General features: G+C 71.5%; 24 protein-coding genes. 8 read left to right on the forward strand and 16 right to left on the reverse strand.

All coding sequences use genetic code 11. The features are described from left to right. Window positions 1-15: 15 nt before the first annotated feature. Window positions 16-510: a hypothetical protein gene (locus ACIBI4_RS28045; protein ID WP_399206868.1), complete on the forward strand. Its 495-nt coding sequence runs from the start codon at window positions 16-18 to the stop codon at window positions 508-510. A gap of 78 nt (window positions 511-588) precedes the next feature. On the opposite strand, the gene ACIBI4_RS28050 is transcribed toward ACIBI4_RS28045, so the two are convergent. The 4 genes from ACIBI4_RS28050 to ACIBI4_RS28065 form a co-directional block, all read right to left on the reverse strand. Then, window positions 589-2,043 carry a DUF1996 domain-containing protein gene (locus ACIBI4_RS28050; RefSeq protein ID WP_399206869.1) on the reverse strand — a complete coding sequence of 485 codons (1,455 nt, stop codon included), beginning with the start codon at window positions 2,041-2,043 and terminating at the stop codon, window positions 589-591. A gap of 121 nt (window positions 2,044-2,164) precedes the next feature. Continuing rightward, entirely contained in the window at window positions 2,165-2,815 is a 651-nt protein-coding gene (locus tag ACIBI4_RS28055) for a response regulator (protein ID WP_399206870.1), read from the reverse strand. Further along, on the reverse strand, window positions 2,800-4,056 hold the full coding sequence (locus ACIBI4_RS28060) for a sensor histidine kinase (protein ID WP_399206871.1): 1,257 nt from the start codon (window positions 4,054-4,056) through the stop codon (window positions 2,800-2,802). The genes ACIBI4_RS28055 and ACIBI4_RS28060 overlap by 16 nt, the downstream gene beginning before the upstream one ends. 128 nt (window positions 4,057-4,184) lie before the next feature. Then, the gene (locus ACIBI4_RS28065) at window positions 4,185-5,177 is read right to left on the reverse strand and encodes an NAD-dependent epimerase/dehydratase family protein (protein WP_399206872.1); all 993 of its coding nucleotides are present in this window, start codon (window positions 5,175-5,177) and stop codon (window positions 4,185-4,187) included. A 156-nt stretch (window positions 5,178-5,333) separates the two neighbouring features. On the opposite strand from ACIBI4_RS28065, the gene ACIBI4_RS28070 reads away from it, so the two are divergent. Next, entirely contained in the window at window positions 5,334-5,987 is a 654-nt protein-coding gene (locus ACIBI4_RS28070; protein ID WP_399206873.1) for a hypothetical protein, read from the forward strand. 108 nt (window positions 5,988-6,095) lie between these two features. Next, window positions 6,096-7,565 (forward strand): PepSY-associated TM helix domain-containing protein, encoded by a 1,470-nt coding sequence (locus ACIBI4_RS28075; RefSeq protein WP_399206874.1) that lies wholly within the window; start codon window positions 6,096-6,098, stop codon window positions 7,563-7,565. A 48-nt stretch (window positions 7,566-7,613) separates the two neighbouring features. Here ACIBI4_RS28075 and ACIBI4_RS28080 read toward each other — a convergent pair whose 3' ends face one another. From ACIBI4_RS28080 to glnII, 3 genes are all read right to left on the reverse strand, one after another. Beyond that, window positions 7,614-8,183: a winged helix-turn-helix domain-containing protein gene (locus tag ACIBI4_RS28080; RefSeq protein WP_399206875.1), complete on the reverse strand. Its 570-nt coding sequence runs from the start codon at window positions 8,181-8,183 to the stop codon at window positions 7,614-7,616. A gap of 321 nt (window positions 8,184-8,504) precedes the next feature. Next, entirely contained in the window at window positions 8,505-9,416 is a 912-nt protein-coding gene (locus ACIBI4_RS28085) for a DUF6891 domain-containing protein (RefSeq protein WP_399206876.1), read from the reverse strand. Window positions 9,417-9,527: 111 nt separating this feature from the next. After that, window positions 9,528-10,559: a glutamine synthetase gene (gene glnII / locus ACIBI4_RS28090; protein ID WP_399206877.1), complete on the reverse strand. Its 1,032-nt coding sequence runs from the start codon at window positions 10,557-10,559 to the stop codon at window positions 9,528-9,530. 241 nt (window positions 10,560-10,800) lie between these two features. On the opposite strand from glnII, the gene ACIBI4_RS28095 reads away from it, so the two are divergent. Next, window positions 10,801-11,700 (forward strand): Gfo/Idh/MocA family protein, encoded by a 900-nt coding sequence (locus ACIBI4_RS28095; protein ID WP_399206878.1) that lies wholly within the window; start codon window positions 10,801-10,803, stop codon window positions 11,698-11,700. A 33-nt stretch (window positions 11,701-11,733) separates the two neighbouring features. Here ACIBI4_RS28095 and ACIBI4_RS28100 read toward each other — a convergent pair whose 3' ends face one another. The 5 genes from ACIBI4_RS28100 to ACIBI4_RS28120 all read right to left on the reverse strand — a co-directional run bounded on the left by ACIBI4_RS28100 (window position 11,734) and on the right by ACIBI4_RS28120 (window position 14,654). Next, complete coding sequence (locus ACIBI4_RS28100) at window positions 11,734-12,210, reverse strand: carboxymuconolactone decarboxylase family protein (protein WP_399206879.1); 477 nt, start codon at window positions 12,208-12,210, stop codon at window positions 11,734-11,736. A gap of 124 nt (window positions 12,211-12,334) precedes the next feature. After that, window positions 12,335-12,724, reverse strand: coding sequence for a VOC family protein (locus tag ACIBI4_RS28105; RefSeq protein ID WP_399206880.1), 390 nt, complete (start codon window positions 12,722-12,724; stop codon window positions 12,335-12,337). A gap of 62 nt (window positions 12,725-12,786) precedes the next feature. Beyond that, window positions 12,787-13,257, reverse strand: a complete 471-nt coding sequence (locus ACIBI4_RS28110; protein WP_399206881.1) for a hypothetical protein — start codon at window positions 13,255-13,257, stop codon at window positions 12,787-12,789. Between the two features lie 170 nt (window positions 13,258-13,427). Next, window positions 13,428-14,057, reverse strand: a complete 630-nt coding sequence (locus ACIBI4_RS28115; protein ID WP_399206932.1) for a hypothetical protein — start codon at window positions 14,055-14,057, stop codon at window positions 13,428-13,430. Between the two features lie 225 nt (window positions 14,058-14,282). After that, window positions 14,283-14,654, reverse strand: coding sequence for an arsenate reductase family protein (locus ACIBI4_RS28120; RefSeq protein WP_399206882.1), 372 nt, complete (start codon window positions 14,652-14,654; stop codon window positions 14,283-14,285). Between the two features lie 173 nt (window positions 14,655-14,827). Here ACIBI4_RS28120 and ACIBI4_RS28125 point away from each other — a divergent pair, with 173 nt between their 5' ends. The 4 genes from ACIBI4_RS28125 to ACIBI4_RS28140 all read left to right on the forward strand — a co-directional run bounded on the left by ACIBI4_RS28125 (window position 14,828) and on the right by ACIBI4_RS28140 (window position 17,699). Continuing rightward, window positions 14,828-15,115, forward strand: coding sequence for a hypothetical protein (locus tag ACIBI4_RS28125; protein WP_399206883.1), 288 nt, complete (start codon window positions 14,828-14,830; stop codon window positions 15,113-15,115). 222 nt (window positions 15,116-15,337) lie between these two features. Next, a complete protein-coding gene (locus tag ACIBI4_RS28130) occupies window positions 15,338-16,306 on the forward strand; it encodes a fibronectin type III domain-containing protein (RefSeq protein ID WP_399206884.1) in 969 nt (322 codons plus the stop codon). A gap of 38 nt (window positions 16,307-16,344) precedes the next feature. Then, window positions 16,345-16,704, forward strand: coding sequence for a DUF4180 domain-containing protein (locus ACIBI4_RS28135; protein ID WP_399206885.1), 360 nt, complete (start codon window positions 16,345-16,347; stop codon window positions 16,702-16,704). After that, window positions 16,701-17,699, forward strand: coding sequence for an asparaginase (locus ACIBI4_RS28140; protein WP_399206886.1), 999 nt, complete (start codon window positions 16,701-16,703; stop codon window positions 17,697-17,699). The genes ACIBI4_RS28135 and ACIBI4_RS28140 overlap by 4 nt, the downstream gene beginning before the upstream one ends. Before the next feature lie 24 nt (window positions 17,700-17,723). Here the strand turns inward: ACIBI4_RS28140 and ACIBI4_RS28145 are convergent, their stop codons facing one another. From ACIBI4_RS28145 to glnA, 4 genes are all read right to left on the reverse strand, one after another. Then, the gene (locus ACIBI4_RS28145; RefSeq protein ID WP_399206887.1) at window positions 17,724-18,191 is read right to left on the reverse strand and encodes a hypothetical protein; all 468 of its coding nucleotides are present in this window, start codon (window positions 18,189-18,191) and stop codon (window positions 17,724-17,726) included. A gap of 112 nt (window positions 18,192-18,303) precedes the next feature. Then, entirely contained in the window at window positions 18,304-19,563 is a 1,260-nt protein-coding gene (locus tag ACIBI4_RS28150; protein WP_399206888.1) for an MFS transporter, read from the reverse strand. Between the two features lie 158 nt (window positions 19,564-19,721). Beyond that, entirely contained in the window at window positions 19,722-20,621 is a 900-nt protein-coding gene (locus tag ACIBI4_RS28155) for a hypothetical protein (protein WP_399206889.1), read from the reverse strand. Window positions 20,622-20,815: 194 nt separating this feature from the next. Continuing rightward, entirely contained in the window at window positions 20,816-22,225 is a 1,410-nt protein-coding gene (glnA, locus tag ACIBI4_RS28160) for a type I glutamate--ammonia ligase (RefSeq protein ID WP_399206890.1), read from the reverse strand. Window positions 22,226-22,404: the final 179 nt, after the last annotated feature.

Raw genomic sequence — 22,404 nt, forward strand, 5'->3', positions numbered from 1 at the left:
GTGCACGATGGGACCATGCGTAAACGCCCCCACATAGCGCAACTGGCCTGTGCCGCCGTCGTGTTCGCCCTGGTCACGGGCTGCGGCGGCGAGGAGAGGAAGCCGGTGCCCGAGACCGTCACGGGCACACTTGAGGAGATCGCGGGCAAGGCGGACTGCGAGCCCAACGTGCAGACCGACGCCGCCGAGCTGCGGCAGGCCAACTGCCGTAACGGCGAGGGCCGTTTCATCCTCACCACGTTCGCGACGGACCGCGGCCAGCGCGAGTGGATCAACGAGGCGAACGACTACGGCGGTACGTATCTGGTGGGCCGCAAGTGGGTCGCCAGCGGCGAGGAGAAGGTGGTCGTGTCTCTGCGCGGCCGGCTCGGCGGGACCGTGGAACGCGCCGCACACCACTCGGGGAGTAGTGGTGAAGGGGAGGGCGGACACGAAGGCGGTCACGACGGCGGGAGCGGTTCCGGGGAGCAGGGGAGCTCCGCGGAGCCGGACTCCGGCCATCAGCACTGAACCGGCCGCGCAGGCCGTTGCCTTGGGCCCCGGTGGGGGACGGGGCCCAAGGCTGTGGGGGGAGAGGGGTGGTCCGGGTCAGCGGCAGCGGTCACCGCGGTTGATGCAGTTCACCAGGCGCCGCATCTCACGGTCGGCGAAGACGTTGATGAAGTCGCCGTGGTCGGTGACGGGTTTGTGCAGCTGCTCGGGGAACGAGTCCACCGCGAAGTTCGGCTCGGGCGCCACGTCGTAGACGATCCGCTGCACCAGCTGCGGAATGGCCCGGAAGCCCTGCGGGCAGCGGCCGCTCGCGTCGGCGAAGGCCACATGCGTGCGGTGGTTGGCGCTGTCCGTGTTCTGGCCGTCCCAGCACGACTGGAACTTGAAGGTGCGCACGACCTTCGAACCCTCGGGGCAGAGCGGGTACTTGTCCTTCAGCTGCCGGTTCTCGAATCCGGTGCAGCTCCAGGACGCGTTGGCGTTCGCGTTGCCGTTGGTGAAGGCCTTGGCGTCACCGGTGATGATCCGCAGGAAGCGCGGCATCGCGACGACCCGGCCGGTGGGACTGCCCACGAATTTCAGGGTGACCTGGTCGGGCGTCTGGATTTCGCCGACATTCTTGTCGTTGCCGCCGCCGTCGGCTCCGGCGTCGTTCTCGTCCTGTCCGTTCTGCACCCTGAGGACCGGCCAGTAGTACGTGGATTTGTCGCGCTGATTACGGCAGCTCGTCTCTCCGTTGGCAAGGTCGTCATCGCTGGCGAAGGCATCCGTCGCCTGGTTTCCGATGTAATCGTGCATATGGTGGGCGCCATTGCTCACACCTGGAGCGGCAATCACGTTGTCCGGGTTGAATTTCCCGTTCTCGTTCGTTCCGCAGCGGGTCTCGAACGTTCCGCGGGACGCACCGCGCTGCTTGCGGACCTTGGCCACATTCGGTTCGACGTCCTCGATCGGCACGAAGTCGTCCGCCGCGGGACCGTTGCCGGCCTGCCCGCCGTTGTCCGGCGCCTCGCCGCCCTCGCCCTGACCGGGATCCTCGCTCTGCCCCGGGTCCTGGGGCTCCTGGCTCTGCCCGCCGTCCTGGCCCGTGCCGTCCCCGGGCTGCGAGTCGTCGGCCCGCAACGTGCACGGCGCGTTGGAGTCGAGTCCCTCGGGCGGCTGCCCGCCCGCGTCCCGTATCGCCTGCGAGATCGCGCCGAGCGTGCCGCGCCGCTGTTCCTCCAGCGGCCCGAGGACATCCTGCTGACCCTGCGCGAACTTCTCGTACGCCTGGGTGATCTGGGAGTCCAGGGCGGCCAGTTCACGGTCGACCGCGGGCCGCGCCGCCTCGGGTACGTCCTGTAGCTGCCCGGTGACATCGGGGCAGTCGATGGTCGACATCCGGGGCCCGGAACTCGCGTCCTGGGAAACCGGTGGCGGCTCACCGTGCCCTTCGCCCGCCGAGGCGTAGAAATTCGCCATCGTCAGGCCGCCGGCCCCCAGGATCAATGCCGCCGAGGCGGCGACCGCCCGGCGGGCCCGTTTCGATCGTTTGCGTGAAGTGCGTCCCATGGGGCTTCGTACGCGGACGATCTCCGGTCGTTTCAGCCGTCCCGGAAGTTTGTGTTTTTCTCCGTACTCAATTCCGGCCCAAGGCGTCCAACCCGCCCAACGCGCCCCGCCCTGCGCAGCGTTACCGCTCCTGATTCAGATACGCGAGCACCGCGAGCACCCGCCGGTTGTCGTCGTCCGACACCGGCAGGTCCAGCTTGGCGAAGATGTTGGAGGTGTGCTTGGCGATGGCCCGCTCGGTGACGACGAGCTGCCCCGCGATGGCCGCGTTCGACCGGCCCTGCGCCATCAGCTCGAGGACCTCCAGCTCGCGCGGCGTGAGCCCGCCGAGCGGCCGGTCCGACTGCCGGCGTGAGAGGAGCTGCTGGATCACCTGCGGATCCATCGCGGTACCGCCCTCCGCGACCCGGCGGACGGCGTCGATGAACTGCTCCGCGTCGAAGACCCGGTCCTTGAGCAGATAGCCCACCCCGCCGGTGCCGTCCGCGAGCAGCTCGCGCGCGTACAGCTGCTCCACGTGCTGCGACAGGATCAGGACCGGAAGCCCGGGCCGCGCCCGCCGCGCCGCGAGCGCGCACTGCAGCCCCTCGTCGGTGTGCGAGGGCGGGAGGCGGACGTCGCAGATCGCCACGTCGGGCGTCAACTCCGCGAAGGCCTTGGTGAGTTCGGGCCCCGACTCGACGGCCGCGATCACCTCGAAGTCGTACGCCTCCAGCATCCGCACCAGGCCGTCACGCAGCAGGAACAGGTCTTCGGCTAGGAGTACGCGCAAGGGATCTCCATGGTCACCATGGTGGGACCGCCCGCGGGAGAGCTGACGGCCAGGACACCGTCGAATGTACCGATCCGCTGCTCCACACCGCTCAGCCCGCTGCCCGCCCCGACGGACGCGCCCCCGCGCCCGTTGTCGGTGACGGCGATCCGCAGCATGCCGTCCGCGTGGTGCACGTCGACCCAGATCCGTTCGGCCGCGGAGTGCTTGACCGCGTTGGTGAGCAGCTCGCTCACCGCGAAGTACGCCGCGGACTCCACGGGTTCGGCGAACCGCCCGCCCAGCGCGACATCCACGTCGGTGGGCAGGGGGAGCCGCAGCGCGAGCGCCTTGACCGCGTCCCCGAGGCCGCGCTCGGCGAGCACCGGGGGGTGGATGCCGCGGACCAGGTCGCGCAGCTCGGTCAGGGCGTCCGCGGAGTTCTGCCGGGCCTGCGCGAGCAGCGTCCTGGCCTTGGCGGGGTCCTTCTCGATGAGCGCCTCGATCGTGCCGAGGTCCATGCCCATGGCGACGAGGCGGGCCTGCGCCCCGTCGTGCAGATCCCGTTCGATCCGGCGCAGTTCGGCCGCCGACGCGTCCACCGCGGCATGCCGTGACTCGGTGAGCTGGTCGATCCGCGCGCCGAGCGCGGCCTCGCGGGCCGGGGCGAGGGAGGCCTCGGCGATCTTGAAGTGGGCCTGGACGAGATACCGGTTGTACAGCAGACCGACCGTGATCCAGACACAGCCGAGCAGCGAGGCGAGGAAGGCCGAGCCCCAGCCGGACACCGGGATGAACGCGTACCACCAGTCCCCGAGCACGGTCCACAGGCCCGCGAAGATGAGGATCCCGAAGACCCCTTCGGCCAGCAGCCCGGGCGCGAGCACCGCCGTCACGGCGCCCGCGGTCATGTCCGTCACGAGCCAGCGCAGATCACGCCAGGTCGCCGGGTCCTTCAGGAGCAGACTGCAGCGCTCGACCTGCCCGACGACACCGCGCCGCAGGTCGGCGGGGAACGGCCGGTACGGCGAGGCGATCGTGAGGCCCGCCCACGCACCGGCGAGCTGCCGGCGCTGCTGGGCGTGGGCCCGTACGAAACCCAGGACGAAAGGCGTGGTGAACACGCCGATCCCGATCGGGATCAGCGCGATCGACACCACCGACAGGACGAACAGCGTGATCGACCCGATCAGCGCGAGCAGGGCAAGGGCCAGCCCGCGTGCCGCGGCGACCAGCGCCCCGCGTGCCTTCGTCCGGTCCATGTCCGCCGCTCCCGTCCTGTGTTCCGTACTCCGGGGACCAGTGTGGCGGGGGCGGCGCGCAAGGTCACGGGGCCGGACCCCCGGGCCTGGGGTGGTGCCAGCACCACCCCCGGCCCGGGGTCGTCGTCCTACAGCCCCAGGACCTTCGCCTCGACCTCCGGATCGACGCCCTTCCGCGGCCGGTCGGGACGCTGCGGCGCCTCCCCGCCGATGGCCTGCAGCCACGCCCAGGTGTCGGCCACCGTCTCGCGTACGGGACGGCAGCGCAGCCCGGTCGCCACGGCGCGCCCGACGTCCGCGCCGTGCAGGGCGTCGTGCATGTCGGTGCCCGGCGGCACCCACACCGGCAGCTCGGTCCACGGCTCGATCCCGGCGTCGAGGATCACCTGCGGCTCGGTCCAGCGCAGCTCGGCGTCCGAGCCGATGACGTCGACGAGCGCTTCGAGGAGTCCCCCCATCGTCGAGTGCCCCGACGGGCTCATCATGTTGTACGGGCCGCTCAGCCCGCCCTCGATCGCGTCGAGGATCCACTCGGCCATGTCCCGCACGTCCACGTACTGCAGCGGCATCTCCCGTGGCCCGGGCGCGAGCACCGGCCCGCCGCGCGCGATCCGCCCCAGCCACCAGGGCAGCCGGCCCACGTTCTCGTGCGGCCCGAGCAGCAGCCCGGCCCGTACGTGCAGCGATCCCTCGGCCCCGAACTCCCGCTCAAGGGCGAGCTCGGCGCCACGCTTGGCCTGCGCGTAGTCGTCGGACGAGGCCGAGTCCGGGTCCCCGTCCACCACCGGCGCGCTCTCGTCGTACCCCGCGGGCGGCGCCCATGTGTACACGGAGCACGTCGACACATACACATAGCGCCCGACGCGCCCCTTGAGCAGCCGCGCGCTGTCCCGCACCGCGTACGGCGCCTTCGACCAGGTGTCCACGACGGCGTCCCACTCGCCGTCGGCCAGCGCCCCGAGCCCGCCCTCGGCGGTCCGGTCGCCGTGGAGCGAGGTCACGCCGTCCGGCACGGAGTGGTTCCCCCGATGGAACACGGTGACGTCCCACCCGCGGGCCACGGCCCGCTCGGCCACGGCACGGCCTGCGAATTCGGTACCACCGAGAAGGAGAAGTTTCATGGGGGGATCGTGCCCCGGCGCCGGGGGCGTGGGAATGGGCTTCTGCCGAGGGCAGATCATTTCGCGCGCCGCCTTCGGACCGTACGGCTCTCACGGGCGCCCCACCACAAGGGGCACCCTTGGCCCACAAGCCCCCACCTGGCACCATGGCGCACGATGACCCGCCCCCCAGGTGCCCCGTTGCGCACCCTGCGAGCCGCTCTCTTCGCGGCAGTCGCCGTCGCCGTGGCCGGTGTGGGGCATTCCTCCATGTCCGAGGATGAACTTCCGCTTCCGTCCCTTCTGGTGGCGTTCGCCGTGCTCGCGGCCGCCACCTGGTGCCTGGCCGGCCGCCGCCGCGGCACCCCCTCCACCGCGGCCGCCATGGTCGTCGTCCAGACGGTGCTGCACACCACGTTCACCCTGACCGGCGCCCACGCCTCGGGGAACGGCGGCCCGCACGCCGAGCACCTGCGCCGGCCCGGCATGCCGGGCATGGCCGCCGAGCCCACCCTCCTCGACACCCTCACCCACGGCTCCTTCGGCATGCTCGCCGCGCACCTGGTCGCGGCCGTGCTGTGCGCCCTGTGGCTGGCCCGCGGAGAGGCCGCGTTCTTCCAACTCGCCGAGGTCCTGGGCGCGTTCGCTTTCACGCCGCTCCGCCTCGCCCTCTCCTTCGTACGGCTCCCCGCCGCCCCGCGGCCCCCGCGCCGGCCCCGCCCCCGGCGGACCCGGACCCGTCTCCGTAACGCCGTACTCGCCCATGCCGTGATCCGGCGCGGGCCTCCCGTGTGGGTGCGCACACCGCATCAAGCACCCACCGCCGTCTGACGCTCCTCCAGCGGATCCGCTCCGGCGGTGGGTGAGTCACCCCTGCCGTCGCCCGCCCCCGCACGCCCGCCGTGCCGTGGCGCGCCCACGCGAACCCTGAGGACCACCATGGCCATTGACGACCGCCCGAAGCCGGATCAACCGGACCCTTCGGAACTCTCCGGACCTTCCCCGTCCCCCGCCGAGGACCCCTCCGGCGACCCCGCAACCAAGCCGGGCGCCTGGACCGCCCTGCGCCCCCTCCTGCTGCGTCTCCACTTCTACGCGGGCATCCTCATCGCCCCCTTCCTCTTCGTCGCCGCGGCCAGCGGTCTTCTCTACGCGCTCTCCTTCCAGGCCGAGAAGATCGTCTACAGCCATGAACTGGAGGTCCCGGCCGGCGACTCGACGATCCCGCTCACCCGCCAGGTCGACGCCGCCCGTCAGGCCCACCCCGAGGGCACGGTCACCGCGGTGTGGCCGTCGTCGAAGGCCGGTGAGACGACCCGGGTGCTCTTCGACAGCCCCGAAGTGCCCGAGGGCAAGACGCTCGCCGTGTTCGTGAACCCGTACAACGGTGAGATCCGCGGCGAACTCCCCTCCTACGGCAGCTCCGGCGCCCTCCCCGTCCGCGCCTGGACCTCCGAGCTGCACCGCCATCTGCAGCTGGGCGAACCCGGCCGCCACTACAGCGAACTCGCCGCGAGCTGGCTCTGGGTGGTCGTCCTCGGCGGACTGCTGCTCTGGTTCGGCCGCCGCCGGGCCCGCCGCCGCGACCTCCTCGCACCGGCCCGCGGCCAGAAGAAGGGCCGCGCCCGCACCCTGTCGTGGCACGGCACGGTCGGCCTGTGGGCCGCGCTCGGGCTGCTCTTCCTCTCCGCCACCGGCCTGACCTGGTCGAAGTACGCGGGCGTGAGCATCGGCGAACTGCAGGACCGCCTCGGCGGGGCGACCCCGGCTGTCGACGCCGCGACCACCCCGGGCGAAGGCGCCGCCACCGGCCACGGCGATCACGGAGGCGGCGGGAAGGCCGGGCACCAGGGCGCGGACATCGGTCTCGACCGCGTCCTGGAGATCGCCCGCGGCGAGGGCATCGACGGCCGCACCACGGTGACGGTCCCGACCGACGGCCAGGGCTACGTCGTCAAGCAGAACGACACCGCCTGGCCCTACCACCTGGACTCGGTGGCCATCGACCCGGCGGACGGCAAGGTCCTCGACACGGTCCGCTTCGCCGACTACCCGCTCCTGGCGAAACTCACCACGCTCGGCATCAACCTGCACATGGGCGTGCTCTTCGGCCTGACCAACCAACTGCTGCTCGCGGGCCTCATGCTGGGCACCCTGCTCCTGATCGTCTGGGGCTACCGCATGTGGTGGCTGCGCCGTCCGACGAAGTCCGGCGGTCTGCGCATGGGCCGCCCGATGCCGCGCGGTGCCTGGCGCAAGGTGCCGCTGCCCGTCCTGCTGCCGCTGCTCGCGGTGACGGCGGTCATCGGCTGGTACGTGCCGCTCTTCGGCCTGAGCCTGCTCGCGTTCCTGGTGACCGACGCGGTCGCGGGCGCGGTGGGCCGGGCGCGGTCCCGTACGGCCGCATAGCCCGGACGAGGAGGGCCGCCTGCCATCGGGCAGGCGGCCCTGCCCGCCTCAACCGGCCTGGGGCGGCGTGTACTTGTACCCCACGCGCCGGACCGTCTGGATCGCCCCGCGGTACTCGGCGCCCAGCTTGCGGCGCAGCCGGGCCACATGGACGTCCACGGTCCGCCCGTCGCCCACATGCCCGTACCCCCACACGGTCTGCACCAGCGTGTCGCGGGTGTGGACCCGCTGCGGGTGCGCCACGAGGTGGGCGAGCAGTTCGAACTCCAGGTAGGTCAGTTCCAGCATCCGCCCGTCGACCTCGGCGGTCCGCTCCACCTGGTCGATCCGGATGCGCTCCGCCGGCTGCGGCGGCGCCTGCGCGCCCTGCGCCTCGGCCGGTACGAGCACCAGGTATCCGACCATCGGCGGCCGCCCCGGCAGCGAGGGCAGGGTGTGCTGGGGTGCGGGCAGCCAGGTGGCGCCCGGCGGAAGGTAGTCGGCGACGTCGATCGACGGTACGAGGTCCGCCACCTCGTCCTGGTGGACGGCGCGCAATCGGTGGCGGGCTGCGGCAGGGAGCGCAGGGGCGACGGGGGCAGGGGCCGTGACGGCGGCGGAGATCCGGGTGTTCGCCATGAGAGGTCAGCTCTTTCGACGCGAAGTGGACGTGTCAGGACGTACGCACTCGCACCGGCCGAAGGCCGCACCGGACCACGACGGGCGGTGAACGGCTTTAGAGGGCCGGTGCGTTCCTCACGCGGCGACACTCACGGTCGAAGTCGTCATGCTGGCGGGAAGGCCAGAACGGCTCGAGGTCGAAACGACCCTTCGCGGAGTTCTGGTAGTCGGCCATACGTCCATTCAAGCAGACCTCTGCTCCCGGACGCAGGCCCCTCCCGTCCCTTGATACGGCCGACCCGCCTCAATTGGCCTGATCAACAGCCCTTCGCGGCCGGTTCAGCCCACCAGGCGCCGGCGCCAGTCCAGATCCTGGACGCAGATCGCCTCGTCGGGGGAGCCGCTCCACTGCGTGCTCAGGCCGGCCTCCTGGAGCGCGGCCACCACTTCGTGCCCGATCTTTGCCGTGTACTCGGGCGTGCATTTGAAGCCCCCGTAATAGAGCGCCAGATCCCCGTGCTCCGCCGCGGCCTCTGTGCCCTGGAAGTGGAAGAAGACGAACCCCCGCGCGTCCTCCTCGCCCGCACCCCGGATCTCGGCGAGCCCGCAGGTGCGGCAGCACGTGAAGTGCTCGCGTGCGGTGATCCCGCCGGCGTCGAGCGCCGTGAAGGCCGCCGCGATCCGCTCGGGGTCCGTGACCCCCTCCCACGCGTCCTGCTCCCGCACGCGCTCCACCCACAGCCGGTCCACGAGGAGGCGGGCCTGCGCCGGCGACACCGGCCGCTCGTTCCCGTCGACCAGCCACTCCTCCGCGGCCTCGGCGAGCTCGCGGCGCCCGATATAGCCCTGCGCGAGCAGTCCCCGTACGTACTCCTCGACCTCTTCCCGTACGGCCTGCGGCAGTTGCGGCACCTCGTCCGACGCGGGCAGCTGCGTCGGCTCCCAGGAGAAGCCGGCCTCCCATCCCTCCTCGTGCCGCGCCCAGGCCACGATCGCCGCCGCCACCCGGTCCGACTCGTCGTCGCCGAGATCCGTGTGGTGGAGCGTGCTCCCGTCGCAGTACTCCAGGGCGAAGCCCTCGCCGCGCGTGCGGGCGGTCTGGATGAACTCATCCGGCAGGTCCGGGATGCGGCGGCACACGAGGAACTCGTCGCCCGGGCCCCCGATCCGCGCGACCAGCGCGGTCAGGTCGGCGGCTGAGATCCGCACGAACTCCTGCACGTTCTCGGTGTTCACCTTGATGTCGAGCATGCGGTCAGCCTCGCACGCCGCACCGGCATCCCGATACGCAGGGACGGCGCCCGCACATGCCGAGGGGCGCCCACCGCGAACAGCGGGCGCCCCTCGGAGAGTCCGGCGGGATCAGACCTGGCCGGCCTTCTCCAGACCCGAGCAGCAGGTGTCCACGATCAGCCGCGTCACCACGTACGGGTCGACGTTGGCGTTCGGACGGCGGTCCTCGATGTACCCCTTGCCGTCCTGCTCGACCTGCCACGGGATACGCACCGAGGCGCCACGGTTCGAGACGCCGTACGAGTACTCGTTCCACGGGGCGGTCTCGTGCAGACCGGTCAGCCGGTCGTCGATGCCCGCGCCGTAGTGCTTGACGTGGTCCATCGGCTTGGAGCCCTCGCCGAGCGACTCGCACGCGGTGATGATCGCGTCGTACCCCTCGCGCATCGCCTTCGTGGAGAAGTTGGTGTGCGCACCGGCACCGTTCCAGTCGCCCTTGACCGGCTTGGGGTCGAGGGTCGCGGAGACGTTGAAGTCCTCGGCGGTGCGGTACAGCAGCCAGCGGGCCACCCACAGCTGGTCCGAGACCTCGAGCGGGGCGAGCGGGCCGACCTGGAACTCCCACTGGCCGGGCATGACCTCGGCGTTGATGCCGGAGATACCGAGACCGGCCGTCAGGCAGTTCTCCAGGTGCGCCTCGACGATGTCACGGCCGTGGATCTCGTCCGCGCCGACACCGCAGTAGTAGCCGCCCTGCGGGGCCGGGAAGCCGCCGGCCGGGAAGCCGAGCGGACGGTCGCCCTCGAAGAACGTGTACTCCTGCTCGATGCCGAAGATCGGCTCCTGCCCGGCGAACTTCTCCGCGACCTCGGTGAGCTGCGCACGCGTGTTGGAGACGTGCGGCGTCATGTCCGTGTTGAGGACCTCGCACAGCACCAGGATGTCGTCGCCGCCGCGGATCGGGTCCGGGCAGGAGTAGACCGGCTTGAGCACACAGTCGGACGCGTGGCCCTCGGCCTGGTTGGTGCTGGAGCCGTCGAAGCCCCAGATCGGCAGGTCCGCGACGCCTGAGACGGGAGCGGTCAGTATCTTCGTCTTCGAGCGCAGCTTCGCCGTCGGCGCGGTGCCGTCGATCCAGATGTACTCAGCCTTGAAGGTCACGGGCGCCATCCTTTACGGGCAGGCATGCGGGTGGGGCGGGGGAGCGACTCTGGCCCCGCGTCGTGCTCCGCAGCTTGGCAATCGGCGATTTCCCGACCGTTGCCCGTCTGTGAACCCCGTGTTACGCGCCTTGCGCACCGGCCCCGAGGACTCCATGAAGTCGTGCGCCGGGCCCGGTGACGGATCCGTATACGAGACGCGGCGGATCCCGGCCGCGGCCCGTGCCGCATGATGGTCTGCCATGACCTCCACCACCGCACCCCTGCGCGTAGGCCTCCTCGGCACCGGATCCTGGGCGGCCCGCGTGCACGGACCCGCACTCGCCGCCCACCCCGGCATCACCCTCGCCGGCGTCTGGGGCCGGCGCCCCGAGGCGGCCGCCGCGCTCGCGAAGGAACTGTCCACGCAGGCGTACGACGACGTGGACGCGCTGATCGCCGACGTGGACGCCGTCGCCATCGCCCTGCCGCCCGACGTCCAGGCGCCGCTCGCCGTGCGCGCCGCCCGCGCGGGCCGCCACCTTCTGCTCGACAAGCCCGTCGCGACCACCGTCGAAGGCGCCCGCGAACTGGCCGAGGCCGCCGCGGACGTGGCCTCGGTGGTCTTCTTCACGCTCCGGTTCTCCGCGGCGGCCGCGCCCTGGATCGACGAGCAGTCCCGCGTCGACGGCTGGCACAGCGCCCGCGTCGACTGGGTCGGCTCCATTTACGCGCCCGACACGAAGAACCCGTACGCCGAGTCGCCGTGGCGCCATGAGCGCGGCGCCCTGTGGGACGTCGGCCCGCACGCGCTCTCCGTGCTCCTGCCCGTGCTCGGCGACGTCACCGAAGTGACGGCACTGCGCGGCCGGTTGGACACGGTCCACGTCCTGCTCCGGCACGCCTCGGGCGCCTCCAGCAGCACCGTCCTCAGCCTCACCGCGCCCGACCGGGCGAGCGGGGTGAGTGCCGAGTTCCGCGGTGCCGAGGGCGTCGTGCAGCTGCCCGAGGTCTGGGGCGACGGCGCGCTCGCCTCGTACGGCACGGCGATCGACGCGCTGCTCGACGGCGTACGCGGCGGGGGCGCCCACCCGTGCGACGTACGGCTCGGGCTGCGGGTCACCGAGATCCTGGCGCAGGCGGAGGCCGCCCTCGCCCGGTGACCCTCCGGGTCGGTGGACGGGGCAGTGGACGGGTCAGTGGGCGTACTGCCCCGGCTGGTAGTTCCCCGCGGGCTGGCGGGTCGCGACGTTCATCCGGTTGAAGGCGTTGATCAGCGCGATGCTCATCACCAGGGCACCGAGCTGGTCCTCGTCGAAGTGCTTGGCCGCGTTCTGCCAGACCTCGTCACGGACCCCGGTCGCCGCGTCCGCGATCCGGGTCATCTCCTCGGAGAGCTCCAGGGCCGCGCGCTCGGCGTCGGTGAACACCGTGGCCTCGCGCCAGGCCGCGACCAGATGAAGCCGGACGTGGCTCTCCCCGGCCGCCACGGCGTCCTTGGTGTGCATGTCGATGCAGCCCGAGCAGCCGTTGATCTGGCTGGCGCGCAGCACGGCCAGCTCGCGGGTCACGGGCGACAGGCCAGACTCGGTGATCACCTTGTTGGTGGCGATCAGGTGCTTGACGCTCTGGCCGATGACCGCGTTCTGGAAGAGGTTGAGACGGGGTTCCATGGCGGGCTCCTTGTGCCGTGTTCCGGTGGGTGTGCCCTCCGGGGTTTCCGGTGGGTACACCCTCGGGACGACACAGAGCGCCGGGCTGTGACACGGCACGCGATGTGACCTGCCGCACACGCCGTCAGGTCGCGGGAGCCTCCCGGACCAGGCACAGCACGTGCCCCGCCGGATCCGCGTACACCCGCCACGGCTGCGTACCGTCCCCGCCGCTCAGCAGCCGCCCGCCCGCGGCGAGCAGCACGGACTCGGCCGCGTCGAGATCCGGTACGCCGATGTCGAGGTGGAGCTGCGGCGGGTGCGCGGGGTCCGGCCAGCGCGGCGGACGGTAGTCGGGGATCCGCTGGAAGCACAGCACGGACCCGTCCGGCACATGCAGCGTCGACCAGCCCTCGTCCGTGGCCCAGCGCCGGTCGGGCCGGTCGATCTCCCCGCCGAGCAGCGCCGCGTAGAAACGGGCGAGCTCCGCGGGCTCGGAGCAGTCGAGGACGGTGCACTGCAGTGTGCCGATCACGCGGGGGACTCCTGAAGTCGCCTGGTACGGAACGGGACCCGGGATCATCGGCCCGGACTCCCTTATTTGATCAGCGCGTTGGCGGCCGCGATCAGCACCCCGAGCGTCGCGTCCGCGCCGCCGATCGCCAGTGCGGACCGTCTGCGGTAGCCCACGCGCCTGGCCGCGAACGTACCCCATCCGAACAGCAGCGCGGCGTTGAGCGCCAGACCGAGGGCGGTCACATCGTCCTCCGGCCAGTCCGCCGCACCCGCCGCGACGAGCAGCCCCACGGTCGGCAGACTCGCCGTCACGACGGGCCACTCACCGGCGAGCGTCCGCGCGAGCTGCCGCCAACGGTGGCTGCCGGAGCCCACCGAGTGCGTGGACATATGGTGCGCGTAGCCGTGCGCCAGGGCCGCGGTGCCCGCGGTCACCAGGACCCAGGCGGCGTCGGAGTACGGCGTGTACGGGCCGCCGCCGCTCTGCAGGGCCGCGAGCAGCGCGCTCGCGAGGACGGTGCCGTAGACACCGCCGAACATCCAGTTCCGCATCGGCCGCTCCCTCCGGTCCGTACCGTCCCCGCGCCCCGGTCGGAGGGGGAGCGGCCAACGGTACGGATCCGGAGGGGGCGTCCGGCTCCTGCTCAGGGACCATTTGCCCTGGTGAGGGCCCTGGCCGAAAGGACCAGACCCTCTGTGGCGGGGAGTGGGCCGAGGTGGCCTCAGCCGACGCGTTCGATCCGGGCGTTGCGGATCAGGAACTTGCCCGGCTCGCGGACCTGCTCGAAGGCCGCGTTGTTGAGCAGCGCGCAACTGCCGGAGGCCGAAGTGACCTCGACCGTCGTCGACTTGGCGTTGTCCAGGTTGGTGACCTTGAGGACCGTACCGACGGGGAACTGTCCGCTGGACGCGGCGGGCGCACCGGCCTCCCCGGACAGGGTGACCGTGGATCCCGCGCAGACCACCTCGCCTCCGGCGGCGGGAGGCTCGGCGCCCGGCGGCTCCTCGCCCGGCGGCTCCTCGGCCGGCGGTTGCTGTCCGGCGGGCGGCTCCTCCGTGGGCGCCGCACCCGCGGGCGGCTCCTCGGGTAGCTCGGCCTCCCCGCACCCCGACGCCGCCTGCTTGCGCCGTATCTCCTCGATCACCGCTTCCCGGTTGGCGATCCGCGCCTCGGACTGGGCGTCGGGCTCGGCCCGCTGCCCGGCGATGAACCGCTCGTTGTTGGCGAGCGCGGTCGCCAGTCCCTGGCAGACCCCGGGGTCACCGGCGGCGCCCGGCGCGGCCTGCCCGGTCGAGGCGAAGACCGCCGCGGCGCTGCCGCCCAGCGCGAGCGCGCCGACGAACAGGGCGATCTTCTTCGCCCGCCCCGTCGTGCGCCGGCGACGGCCGGACGGCGGGGTGGGACCGGAGTCGGGTTCGGGTGCGGTTCCGGGGAGGTGAGCGGTGTGGGGCACGGGTTCCTCCTGTCGTCGGCCCGGGACGGTATCCCGGGCCCGCGTGCCCCTACGTACGAACGGATGCCCGTTTCCGCTCAACGGCCCCTGTGGCACCATCCGTCACAGAGCCGGTGAGTCTTCTCAGCCCCGCCCCATCGCGTCCCGCACCGCCTCCTCCGAGCGCGCCACCACCGCGCTGCCGTCCTCCGCCGTGATGATCGGCCGCTGGATCAGCTTCGGGTGCTCGGACAGCGCCTTGATCCAGCGCGCCCGCCCGCTCGCGTCCCGTGGCCAGGCTTCGCGGTCCTTGAGGTTCAGTTCCTTGGCGACGGGCTCCTGCGTACGCGTGATGTCCCAGGGTTCGAGCCCGAGCCGCGTCAGGACGTCCTCGATCTCGGCCTCGCCGGGCACGTCCTCCAGATAGCGCCGCACGGTGTACTCGGCCCCTTCCGCGTCGAGCAGCGAGAGGGCGCTGCGGCACTTGGAACAGGCGGGATTGATCCAGATCTCCATGCACGAGAGCGTACTGCGCACCCTCGCGCGCACCGCCCCAAAGCCCGCGTGGCCAGGGGCTTTTGTCAGTGCCGGGCAGTAGAATAGAAGCAGTGTTCGAGATTGGGCCGTGAGGTGTGCGCCGGGTTCCGGCGGACGCCTCATGACTCCCCGACCACCCCAGGAGGTTGCTTATGGTCCCTGCCGCGCTCAAGGCTCAGACGACGCTGCCGATCGATGTTCCCTACGTTCCGTTCGCCAGGAAGGCGCTGCCCGCGGGCCGGCCCCGTGAGTGGTACATCTCGCACAACCGCCGGCTCAAGGCCATGCGCCTCGCCATAGCCCTGCTCGACTCGGGTGTGTACCGGCCCGAGCAGGCCAACAACCACCGCATCCGCAGCACGGCGGATCTCGTCGGCATCCACCCGCCGTCGGAGACCACGTGCCACATGGTGCGTGCGCTGATGCGCTACACCCGCTGAACCACCGCTCCACCCCGGGAGACCGGGTGCGCGGACTGCCGGGCGGGCCGAACTCCTTCGGCCCGCCCGGCAGTTGTCCGCGGCGGCCTCTTGAAGTGCACCCGTCTCATGTGTCACAACGGAGTCGGCCCTGTTGTCCAGACCAATCACGCGTCCACTCCCGCGAGTTCCGCCCCAGCGAATCCGTACGCCACCTCCCGCCGCAGACCGGAAGGCACCCCCGTGCGCCGCATCCCCCCACTTGCGCTGACCGCCGCCGCCCTGCTCCTGCTCACCGGCTGCGGGGGTGACGCCGAGGCGGTCGACGACCGTCCGCCCACCGCGCCCCGCGGTCTCACCGTCCACGCGGGCAGCGCCACTTCGGTGCATGTCATGTGGAACAAGTCGACCGACGACACCGAGGTCACCGGCTACGAGCTCTACCGCGGCGGCAAGCTGGTCAGGAAGCTGCCGGGCACCACGTACATGGTCGACCTCACCGGTCTGACGCCCAGGAAGAAGTACGTCTTCAGCGTCCGCGCCCTGGACGCGGCAGGGAACTCCTCGCACCGTAGCCCCGAGGTCTCCGTCACCATGCGGGCGCCCGCGCCTAAGGATGCCGAGCCGCCCACCGCACCCGGCAAGCTCACGGTCAAGCCCTCCGGCGGGCGCGCGGCCACCCTGTCGTGGCGTGCCGCGCGCGACAACGAGGCCGTCACCTCGTACGACATCTACCAGGCCGGATCGCGGATCCACAGCGTGGACGGCGGGACGACGACCGCCCTGGTCACGGGACTTCGCCCCGGCACCGACTACACCTTCACGGTCCGCGCGCGCGACGCGGCCGACAACGCGTCCCCGGACAGCGGCCGGGTGAAGCTGACCACCGCACCGGGCGCGGGCGGCGACGAGGACACCGCGCCCGGCGGCTTCAAGGTGACGACGCACGAGACGGACGGCGCGTACTACCTGGATCTGTCCTGGGACCAGCCGAGGACGGGCGGCGACGTCGCCGAGTACGAGATCCATCTCAACGGCCGCCAGGCGACCACCCTCCAGTGGGGCGGCTCGGCCCCCGCGGGCCGAGCGAAGCACAGCTTCTTCATCTCGCGCGAGGAGGGGCAGACGTACCGCGTGAAGCTGCGGGCGAAGCTGCCCGACGGGAACTGGGGGGCGTTCTCCGAGGAGCGGACGGTGACGACCGGCGGCTAGCCGACTGCGGTCGGCCCACTGCCGTTAGCCTCGACCCCATGAGCGACGTACAGCTGATCCAAGACGTGCCGGTGATGGTCTACGCGGCCGACGGTGACCCCGTCGGCCGCGAACAGGACGCCCTCGACCTCATCGGTGACGCCGGCTACCGCGGCGCGGTCTGGGCCGCCGTCCCCGTCGAGCGGTTCGCACCCGACTTCCTCGTGCTGCGGACGCGGCTCGCGGGCGCTGTCATCCAGAAGTTCGTGCAGTACGGGGTGAAGCTCGCGGTCGTCGGCGACATCACCGCGGCCGTGGAGGCGAGCGAGGCACTCCGCGATTTCGTACGGGAATGCAACCGGGGCACGCAGACGTGGTTCGTCGCCGACCTCGCCGAGCTGGAGGAGCGCCTGAAATGAGCGGCGGCCCGGAGTCCGAAGCGCACGGCGGGGACATCACGCTCCTCACACTCGGCGGCACCATCGCCATGTCGGGCCGTCCCGTGGACGGCGTCGTCCCGCGCCTGTCCGGCGCCGAACTGACCGCGGCCGTACCGGCCTTGTCGGACTTCGCGCTCGACGTCCGCGACGCGCACGCCGTCCCCAGCTCCAACCTCTCCTTCGCCCAGCTCTTCGCCGTCGCCGAGGAGGCCGCACAGGCGGTGAAGGCCGGGGCGCGTGGCGTGGTGATCACCCAGGGCACGGACACCCTGGAGGAGACCGCGTATCTGCTCGACCTGATCTGGCCGCACCCCGAACCGCTGGTCCTCACCGGCGCGATGCGCAACCCCACGCTCGCGGGCGCCGACGGACCGGCCAACCTCCTCGCGGCGGTACGGGTCGCGGCGGCGCCCGAGGCGCGGGAGCTGGGCGCGCTGCTCGTGTTCAACGACGAGATCCACGCGCCGCGTTGGGCCCGCAAGACCCACGCCACCAGCACGGCCACCTTCGCCTCCCCGAACACCGGGCCGCTCGGCCACGTCATCGAGGGCCGCCCGCGCCTCCTCACCCGCCCGGTCCGCCACCCCGCGCTGCCGGCGGTCGAGACGGAGGCCCGCGTCGCGCTGCACACGGTCACCCTGGACGACGACGGGGTGCTGCTGCCGGGCCTGGCCGACACCCACCAGGGTCTCGTCGTGGCGGCGTACGGCGTCGGCCACGTGGCGGCCCGACTCGCCCCGGTCCTGGGTGAGTTGGCCACCCGTATCCCCGTGGTCCTCACCTCGCGCACGGGCGCCGGCTCCGTTCTCACCTCGACCTACGGCTCACCCGGCTCGGAGTCCGACCTCCTGGGCCGCGGCCTGGTCAACGGCGGCCTGCTCGACCCGTACAAGGCCCGCATCCTGCTCCGCCTGCTCCTCGCGGGCGCCACGGACCGGGCGGGCATCGCGGCGGAGTTCGCGCGGCGGGGGTGAGGCAGGGGGTGAGGTGGGGGAGCGCTAGACGGTGTCCTGCTCGGGGGCGTCCTGCGGTGAGGCGTCCAACGCCTCCACCTCACCCGCGAACGCCGGATGCCCCACGGTCTCGCACGCGAGCCGCAGCTTCCGCCGCCCCACCGCGTACCGCTGGGCGAACTGCAGCCCCGGCGTCCCGTCGTTCTCCCACGCCTGCACGATCACGGCCTCGGACCGCTCCTCGCCGACGGTGAAGTACCCGTCGTGCACCAGCGCATAGCGCAGGGCGCCCGCCCCGGCTTTGCGCAACTGCTCCCGCGCGATCTCCGTCTCCCGCTCGAAGGTGTCGGCCCGGCAGCGCACCACATCCCGCCCGCCGTCCCCCTCGATGACGACAAAGGTCGTCATCTCCTGCCCCTTGCTGTCCCGCAGCGCCTCGACGGCCTGACCGAGCGCGGCAAAGACAAGAGCGAGCAGTTCCTCGGAGGCACCATCGAGCCGGGACGTAGACATGCCCCCAGCAAACCACGTACCTCGCGGCCACCCGCGACACGGTCTCCGCTCACCGGCGGAGCGCCACAGCGGGCACCCGAGGTGGGTGCCCGCTGGGGTGGGTGGGAGAGGGTTACGCGGCCTTCGACAGGGACGCGCGGGTCAGGGTGCCGGTGACCGGCGTGGCCGGTGCCGTCGTCCGGTCGTGGCGCGGCCAGAGGGCGAGGGCGGCGGCCCCTCCCGCCACCGCGAGGACCGCGAGGACGGTCCAGGCGAGCGGCAGGCCCGCGTTCGTGCCGAGCCACCCGGCGATCGGGTAGGTGACGAGCCACGCCAGGTGCGAGAGCGAGAACTGCGCGGCGAACACCTCGGGGATCGCGTTCCGTTCGACGGAGGCCCGCAGGACCTTGCCGGTCGGGGTGATGATCAGCGCCATGCCGATCCCGATGACCGTCCAGACGGCCGCCGTACCGGCCCACGTGGCCGCACCGGACAGGATCAGCGCCACCGCACCGGCCGTACCGCCGACCAGGACACCCGCACCCGTCAGCATCACCGACCGCGCGGCCACCCGGTCCAGGACCCGGGGGAGCACCAGCGCGGCCACCAGCGTGCCGCTGCCGGAGGAGGCCAGCATCCACGCGACGTCCGACTGCCCGCCGCCGAGCCGGTCCCGTACGTAGTTCACGGTGCTGACGACGACGATCGAACCGGCCGCCGCCACCACGAGGTTGAGCGCCATCACGCCGCGCAGCCGGGGCGTACGGAAGAAGGTCCGGATTCCGGAGGCCGCCTTGTCCCAGGCCTTCGTGTGGGCGCTGGGCCGCGCGTCGGGGATGCGGGTCGACAGGACGAGCAGCGCGGAGATCAGATACGCGGCCGTCGTGCCGAGGAACAGGTTGTCGAAGCTCATGAAGGTCAGCGCCACGGCCGCGAGCACCGGGCTGAGCAGGCTCTCCATCGTGGAGGCGACCTGCGAGGCGGAGAGCGCCCGGGTGTACGCGGCCTCGTCGGTCACGATGTCCGGGATCACTGCCTGGAACGTCGGCGTGAAGGCGGCGGAGCCGGCCTGCAGCAGGCCGATCAGTACGTAGATGTGCCAGACCTCGCTGACCAGCGGGAGTGCGAGGACCACCGCGGCGCGGATCACGTCGAGGAGGACGAGGAGGGTTCTGCGGGGGAGCCGGTCGACGTACGCGGCGGCGAGCGGTGCGATGACCACGTACATCACCATCTTGATGGTGAGCGCGGTTCCGAGGACCAGACCGGCACGGGGCCCGGCGAGATCGTAGGCGAGCAGTCCCAGCGCCACCGTGGTGAGGCCGGTCCCGAACAGGGCGATGACCTGGGCGCCGAAGAGGTGGCGGTAGTCGCGGAGGGCGAAGAGTCGCATGACGGGGTTCCTTCGGAGGCGGTCGGCGGGGGCTCGGGTGGAGGCCGGGCGGCCCCGCGCGTACAGATGACTGGGTCTTCGCGGGTACGGGCGGTGCAAGCGCCCGTACAGGCGGGGGTGTTCTTGCTGGGCATCGCTGTCACTCCTTGCTGTGCCGGTCAGTGGTGGCCGTGGTGTCCGTGCTCCGCGTGCTGCCCGTGCTGCCCGTGCTGCCCGTGCTGTCCGTGGTGCCCCGCGTGCGCCTCGTGACCGGCGTGGTGCGCGGACTCGCTGACGGTCCGCACGGTGAACTCGGCCGTCCGTACGACCCCTTCGTGCTGGAAGTCCAGGAACAGCCGGTACGTACCGGCCGTGGGCGCCACCGCCATGAACGAGATGCCCGGACCCGCCGCCGTGACCCCGTCACCGGGCGCACCCTCGGGGTGGACGTGGAGGTAGCCGAGGTCCCCGACGCGCAGCGCCACGAGGTGCCCGTACGCGGCAAGGTACGGCTGGAGGTCGGTGACCGGGCCGCCGTCACGGCTGACGGTGAGAGTCAGCTCGCTCGCCACCCCGGGCCGCAGCTCGCCGGCCAGCGCCACGCTGTACTCGCCCTTCTCGCCGAGCACCGCGACCCCGGTCTCCTCGGGCAGCGGCTGCGGCGCGTACGCCCCGCCGACCGCGGCGTCGATCCCGAGCGTGATCGTCCCGTCGTGACCGGCCGGGTGGATGTCGGTGAAGAACCGCCAGTCACCGGGCTGCAGGTCCAGCTCGACGGTCCAGTGCCCCTTCTCGTCCCGCACCGGGTGCACATGCTGGAAGCCGGCCGTGTCCCGGCGTACGGCGATGAAGTGCAGCTCCTTCTCGTGCTCGGCCACGAACTCGGTGACCGCCCGCCCGTCCGCCCCGACCACGGTGAACCCGATCGTCTGCACCCCGGCCGGGAGGATCGCCGAGTCCAGCTCGACGGTGTACCCGTCCTGCGCCACCGAGAGCCCACCCGGCTGCGCACCGGCGTGAGCGCTGTGGTCGGCGTGGCCGGAGTGGTGGCTGCCGTGTCCGATGTGCTGCTCGCTCATGACGTCTCCCAAAGTGCGATGCGGATCTTCCTGCTGCCGTCCCGTTCGGTCCGACGATCAGAACCATATACCCCTGGGGGGTATATGGCGAGCGTTCGCCGAAGAAATTTCCCGCCCGCCAACGCAAAAAGGGCCTTTCCCCTGGTCAGCCAGGGGAAAGGCCCTCTTCGGAGGACTAGCGGACAGCCGCCGGTTTAGAGGTCGAAGTACAGCTCGAACTCGTGCGGGTGCGGACGCAGCTGGATCGGGGCGATCTCGTTCGTGCGCTTGTAGTCGATCCACGTCTCGATCAGGTCGGACGTGAAGACGCCGCCGGCCTGCAGGTACTCGTTGTCCGCCTCGAGGGCGTCGAGGACCGCGGGGAGCGAGGTCGGGACCTGCGGGACGCCCGCGTGCTCCTCGGGGGCGAGCTCGTAGAGGTCCTTGTCGATCGGCTCGGCCGGCTCGATCTTGTTCTTCACGCCGTCGAGGCCCGCGAGGAGCAGCGCCGAGAACGCGAGGTACGGGTTCGAGGACGGGTCCGGCGCGCGGAACTCGACGCGCTTGGCCTTCGGGTTCGAGCCCGTGATCGGGATACGCATGGCCGCGGAGCGGTTGCGCTGCGAGTAGACCAGGTTGACCGGGGCCTCGAAGCCGGGGACCAGGCGGTGGTACGAGTTCACCGTCGGGTTCGTGAAGGCGAGCAGCGACGGGGCGTGCTTGAGGATGCCGCCGATGTAGTAGCGGGCGGTGTCCGACAGGCCCGCGTAACCGGCCTCGTCGTAGAAGAGCGGCTGGCCGCCCGTCCACAGCGACTGGTGGACGTGCATGCCCGAACCGTTGTCACCGAAGATCGGCTTCGGCATGAAGGTCGCGGTCTTGCCGTTGCGCCAGGCGACGTTCTTCACGATGTACTTGAAGAGCATCAGGTCGTCGGCCGCGGCGAGCAGCGTGTTGAACTTGTAGTTGATCTCGGCCTGGCCGGCGGTGCCCACCTCGTGGTGCTGGCGCTCGACCTGCAGGCCCTGCGCGTCCAGCTCCAGGGAGATCTCGGCACGCAGGTCGGCGAAGTGGTCGACCGGCGGGGCCGGGAAGTAACCGCCCTTGTAGCGGACCTTGTAACCACGGTTGTTCTCGACCGCGCCGGTGTTCCAGGCGCCCGCCTCGGAGTCGATCTCGTAGATCGACTTGTTGGCGGAGGTCTCGAAGCGCACCGAGTCGAAGACGTAGAACTCGGCCTCGGGGCCGAAGTACGCGGTGTCGGCGATACCGGTGGAGGCGAGGTAGGCCTCGGCCTTCTTCGCCACGTTGCGCGGGTCGCGGGAGTACTGCTCGCCCGTGATCGGGTCGTGGATGAAGAAGTTGACGTTGAGCGTCTTGTCGCGGCGGAAGGGGTCGACACGGGCGGTCGACAGGTCCGCGCGGAGCGCCATGTCGGACTCGTGGATCGCCTGGAAGCCGCGGATCGACGAACCGTCGAAGGCCAGCTCCTCGTCCGGGTCGAACGCCGCCGCGGGCACCGTGAAGTGCTGCATCACACCCGGCAGGTCGCAGAAGCGGACGTCTACGAACTTCACGTCCTCGTCGGCGATGAACTTCTTGGCGTCGTCGGCGTTCTGGAACATCCAGCTCCTCCTACTCCCGGTCCGGGGTGGAGCCGGGGCTGTCTCGCTCGTGGTGCGGCCAGTGCGGTGGCACACGCTGGACCCGACCATAAGGACGGGGGATTTCTCAAGCATGACCCATTTGTTTCGCGGAAGTTAACCGGGCCGGAGGTGACCGGCGTCTCATTCCGCGGCCGCAT

The organism is Streptomyces sp. NPDC050418, from assembly GCF_044458745.1.
Lineage (GTDB): Bacteria > Actinomycetota > Actinomycetes > Streptomycetales > Streptomycetaceae > Streptomyces.

Excerpts from the sequence above, each read along its gene's own strand:
- ACIBI4_RS28155 (WP_399206889.1), bottom strand. The coding sequence starts at position 20,621 with ATGAGCGAGCAGCACATCGGACACGGCAGCCACCACTCCGGCCACGCC.
- ACIBI4_RS28075 (WP_399206874.1), top strand. The coding sequence starts at position 6,096 with ATGGCCATTGACGACCGCCCGAAGCCGGATCAACCGGACCCTTCGGAA.
- ACIBI4_RS28145 (WP_399206887.1), bottom strand. The coding sequence starts at position 18,191 with ATGTCTACGTCCCGGCTCGATGGTGCCTCCGAGGAACTGCTCGCTCTT.
- ACIBI4_RS28080 (WP_399206875.1), bottom strand. The coding sequence starts at position 8,183 with ATGGCGAACACCCGGATCTCCGCCGCCGTCACGGCCCCTGCCCCCGTC.
- ACIBI4_RS28125 (WP_399206883.1), top strand. The coding sequence starts at position 14,828 with ATGGTCCCTGCCGCGCTCAAGGCTCAGACGACGCTGCCGATCGATGTT.
- ACIBI4_RS28140 (WP_399206886.1), top strand. The coding sequence starts at position 16,701 with ATGAGCGGCGGCCCGGAGTCCGAAGCGCACGGCGGGGACATCACGCTC.
- ACIBI4_RS28120 (WP_399206882.1), bottom strand. The coding sequence starts at position 14,654 with ATGGAGATCTGGATCAATCCCGCCTGTTCCAAGTGCCGCAGCGCCCTC.
- ACIBI4_RS28085 (WP_399206876.1), bottom strand. The coding sequence starts at position 9,416 with ATGCTCGACATCAAGGTGAACACCGAGAACGTGCAGGAGTTCGTGCGG.
- ACIBI4_RS28045 (WP_399206868.1), top strand. The coding sequence starts at position 16 with ATGCGTAAACGCCCCCACATAGCGCAACTGGCCTGTGCCGCCGTCGTG.
- ACIBI4_RS28065 (WP_399206872.1), bottom strand. The coding sequence starts at position 5,177 with ATGAAACTTCTCCTTCTCGGTGGTACCGAATTCGCAGGCCGTGCCGTG.
- ACIBI4_RS28110 (WP_399206881.1), bottom strand. The coding sequence starts at position 13,257 with ATGCGGAACTGGATGTTCGGCGGTGTCTACGGCACCGTCCTCGCGAGC.
- ACIBI4_RS28050 (WP_399206869.1), bottom strand. The coding sequence starts at position 2,043 with ATGGGACGCACTTCACGCAAACGATCGAAACGGGCCCGCCGGGCGGTC.
- ACIBI4_RS28100 (WP_399206879.1), bottom strand. The coding sequence starts at position 12,210 with ATGGAACCCCGTCTCAACCTCTTCCAGAACGCGGTCATCGGCCAGAGC.
- ACIBI4_RS28135 (WP_399206885.1), top strand. The coding sequence starts at position 16,345 with ATGAGCGACGTACAGCTGATCCAAGACGTGCCGGTGATGGTCTACGCG.
- ACIBI4_RS28150 (WP_399206888.1), bottom strand. The coding sequence starts at position 19,563 with ATGCGACTCTTCGCCCTCCGCGACTACCGCCACCTCTTCGGCGCCCAG.
- ACIBI4_RS28070 (WP_399206873.1), top strand. The coding sequence starts at position 5,334 with ATGACCCGCCCCCCAGGTGCCCCGTTGCGCACCCTGCGAGCCGCTCTC.
- ACIBI4_RS28060 (WP_399206871.1), bottom strand. The coding sequence starts at position 4,056 with ATGGACCGGACGAAGGCACGCGGGGCGCTGGTCGCCGCGGCACGCGGG.
- glnA (WP_399206890.1), bottom strand. The coding sequence starts at position 22,225 with ATGTTCCAGAACGCCGACGACGCCAAGAAGTTCATCGCCGACGAGGAC.
- ACIBI4_RS28095 (WP_399206878.1), top strand. The coding sequence starts at position 10,801 with ATGACCTCCACCACCGCACCCCTGCGCGTAGGCCTCCTCGGCACCGGA.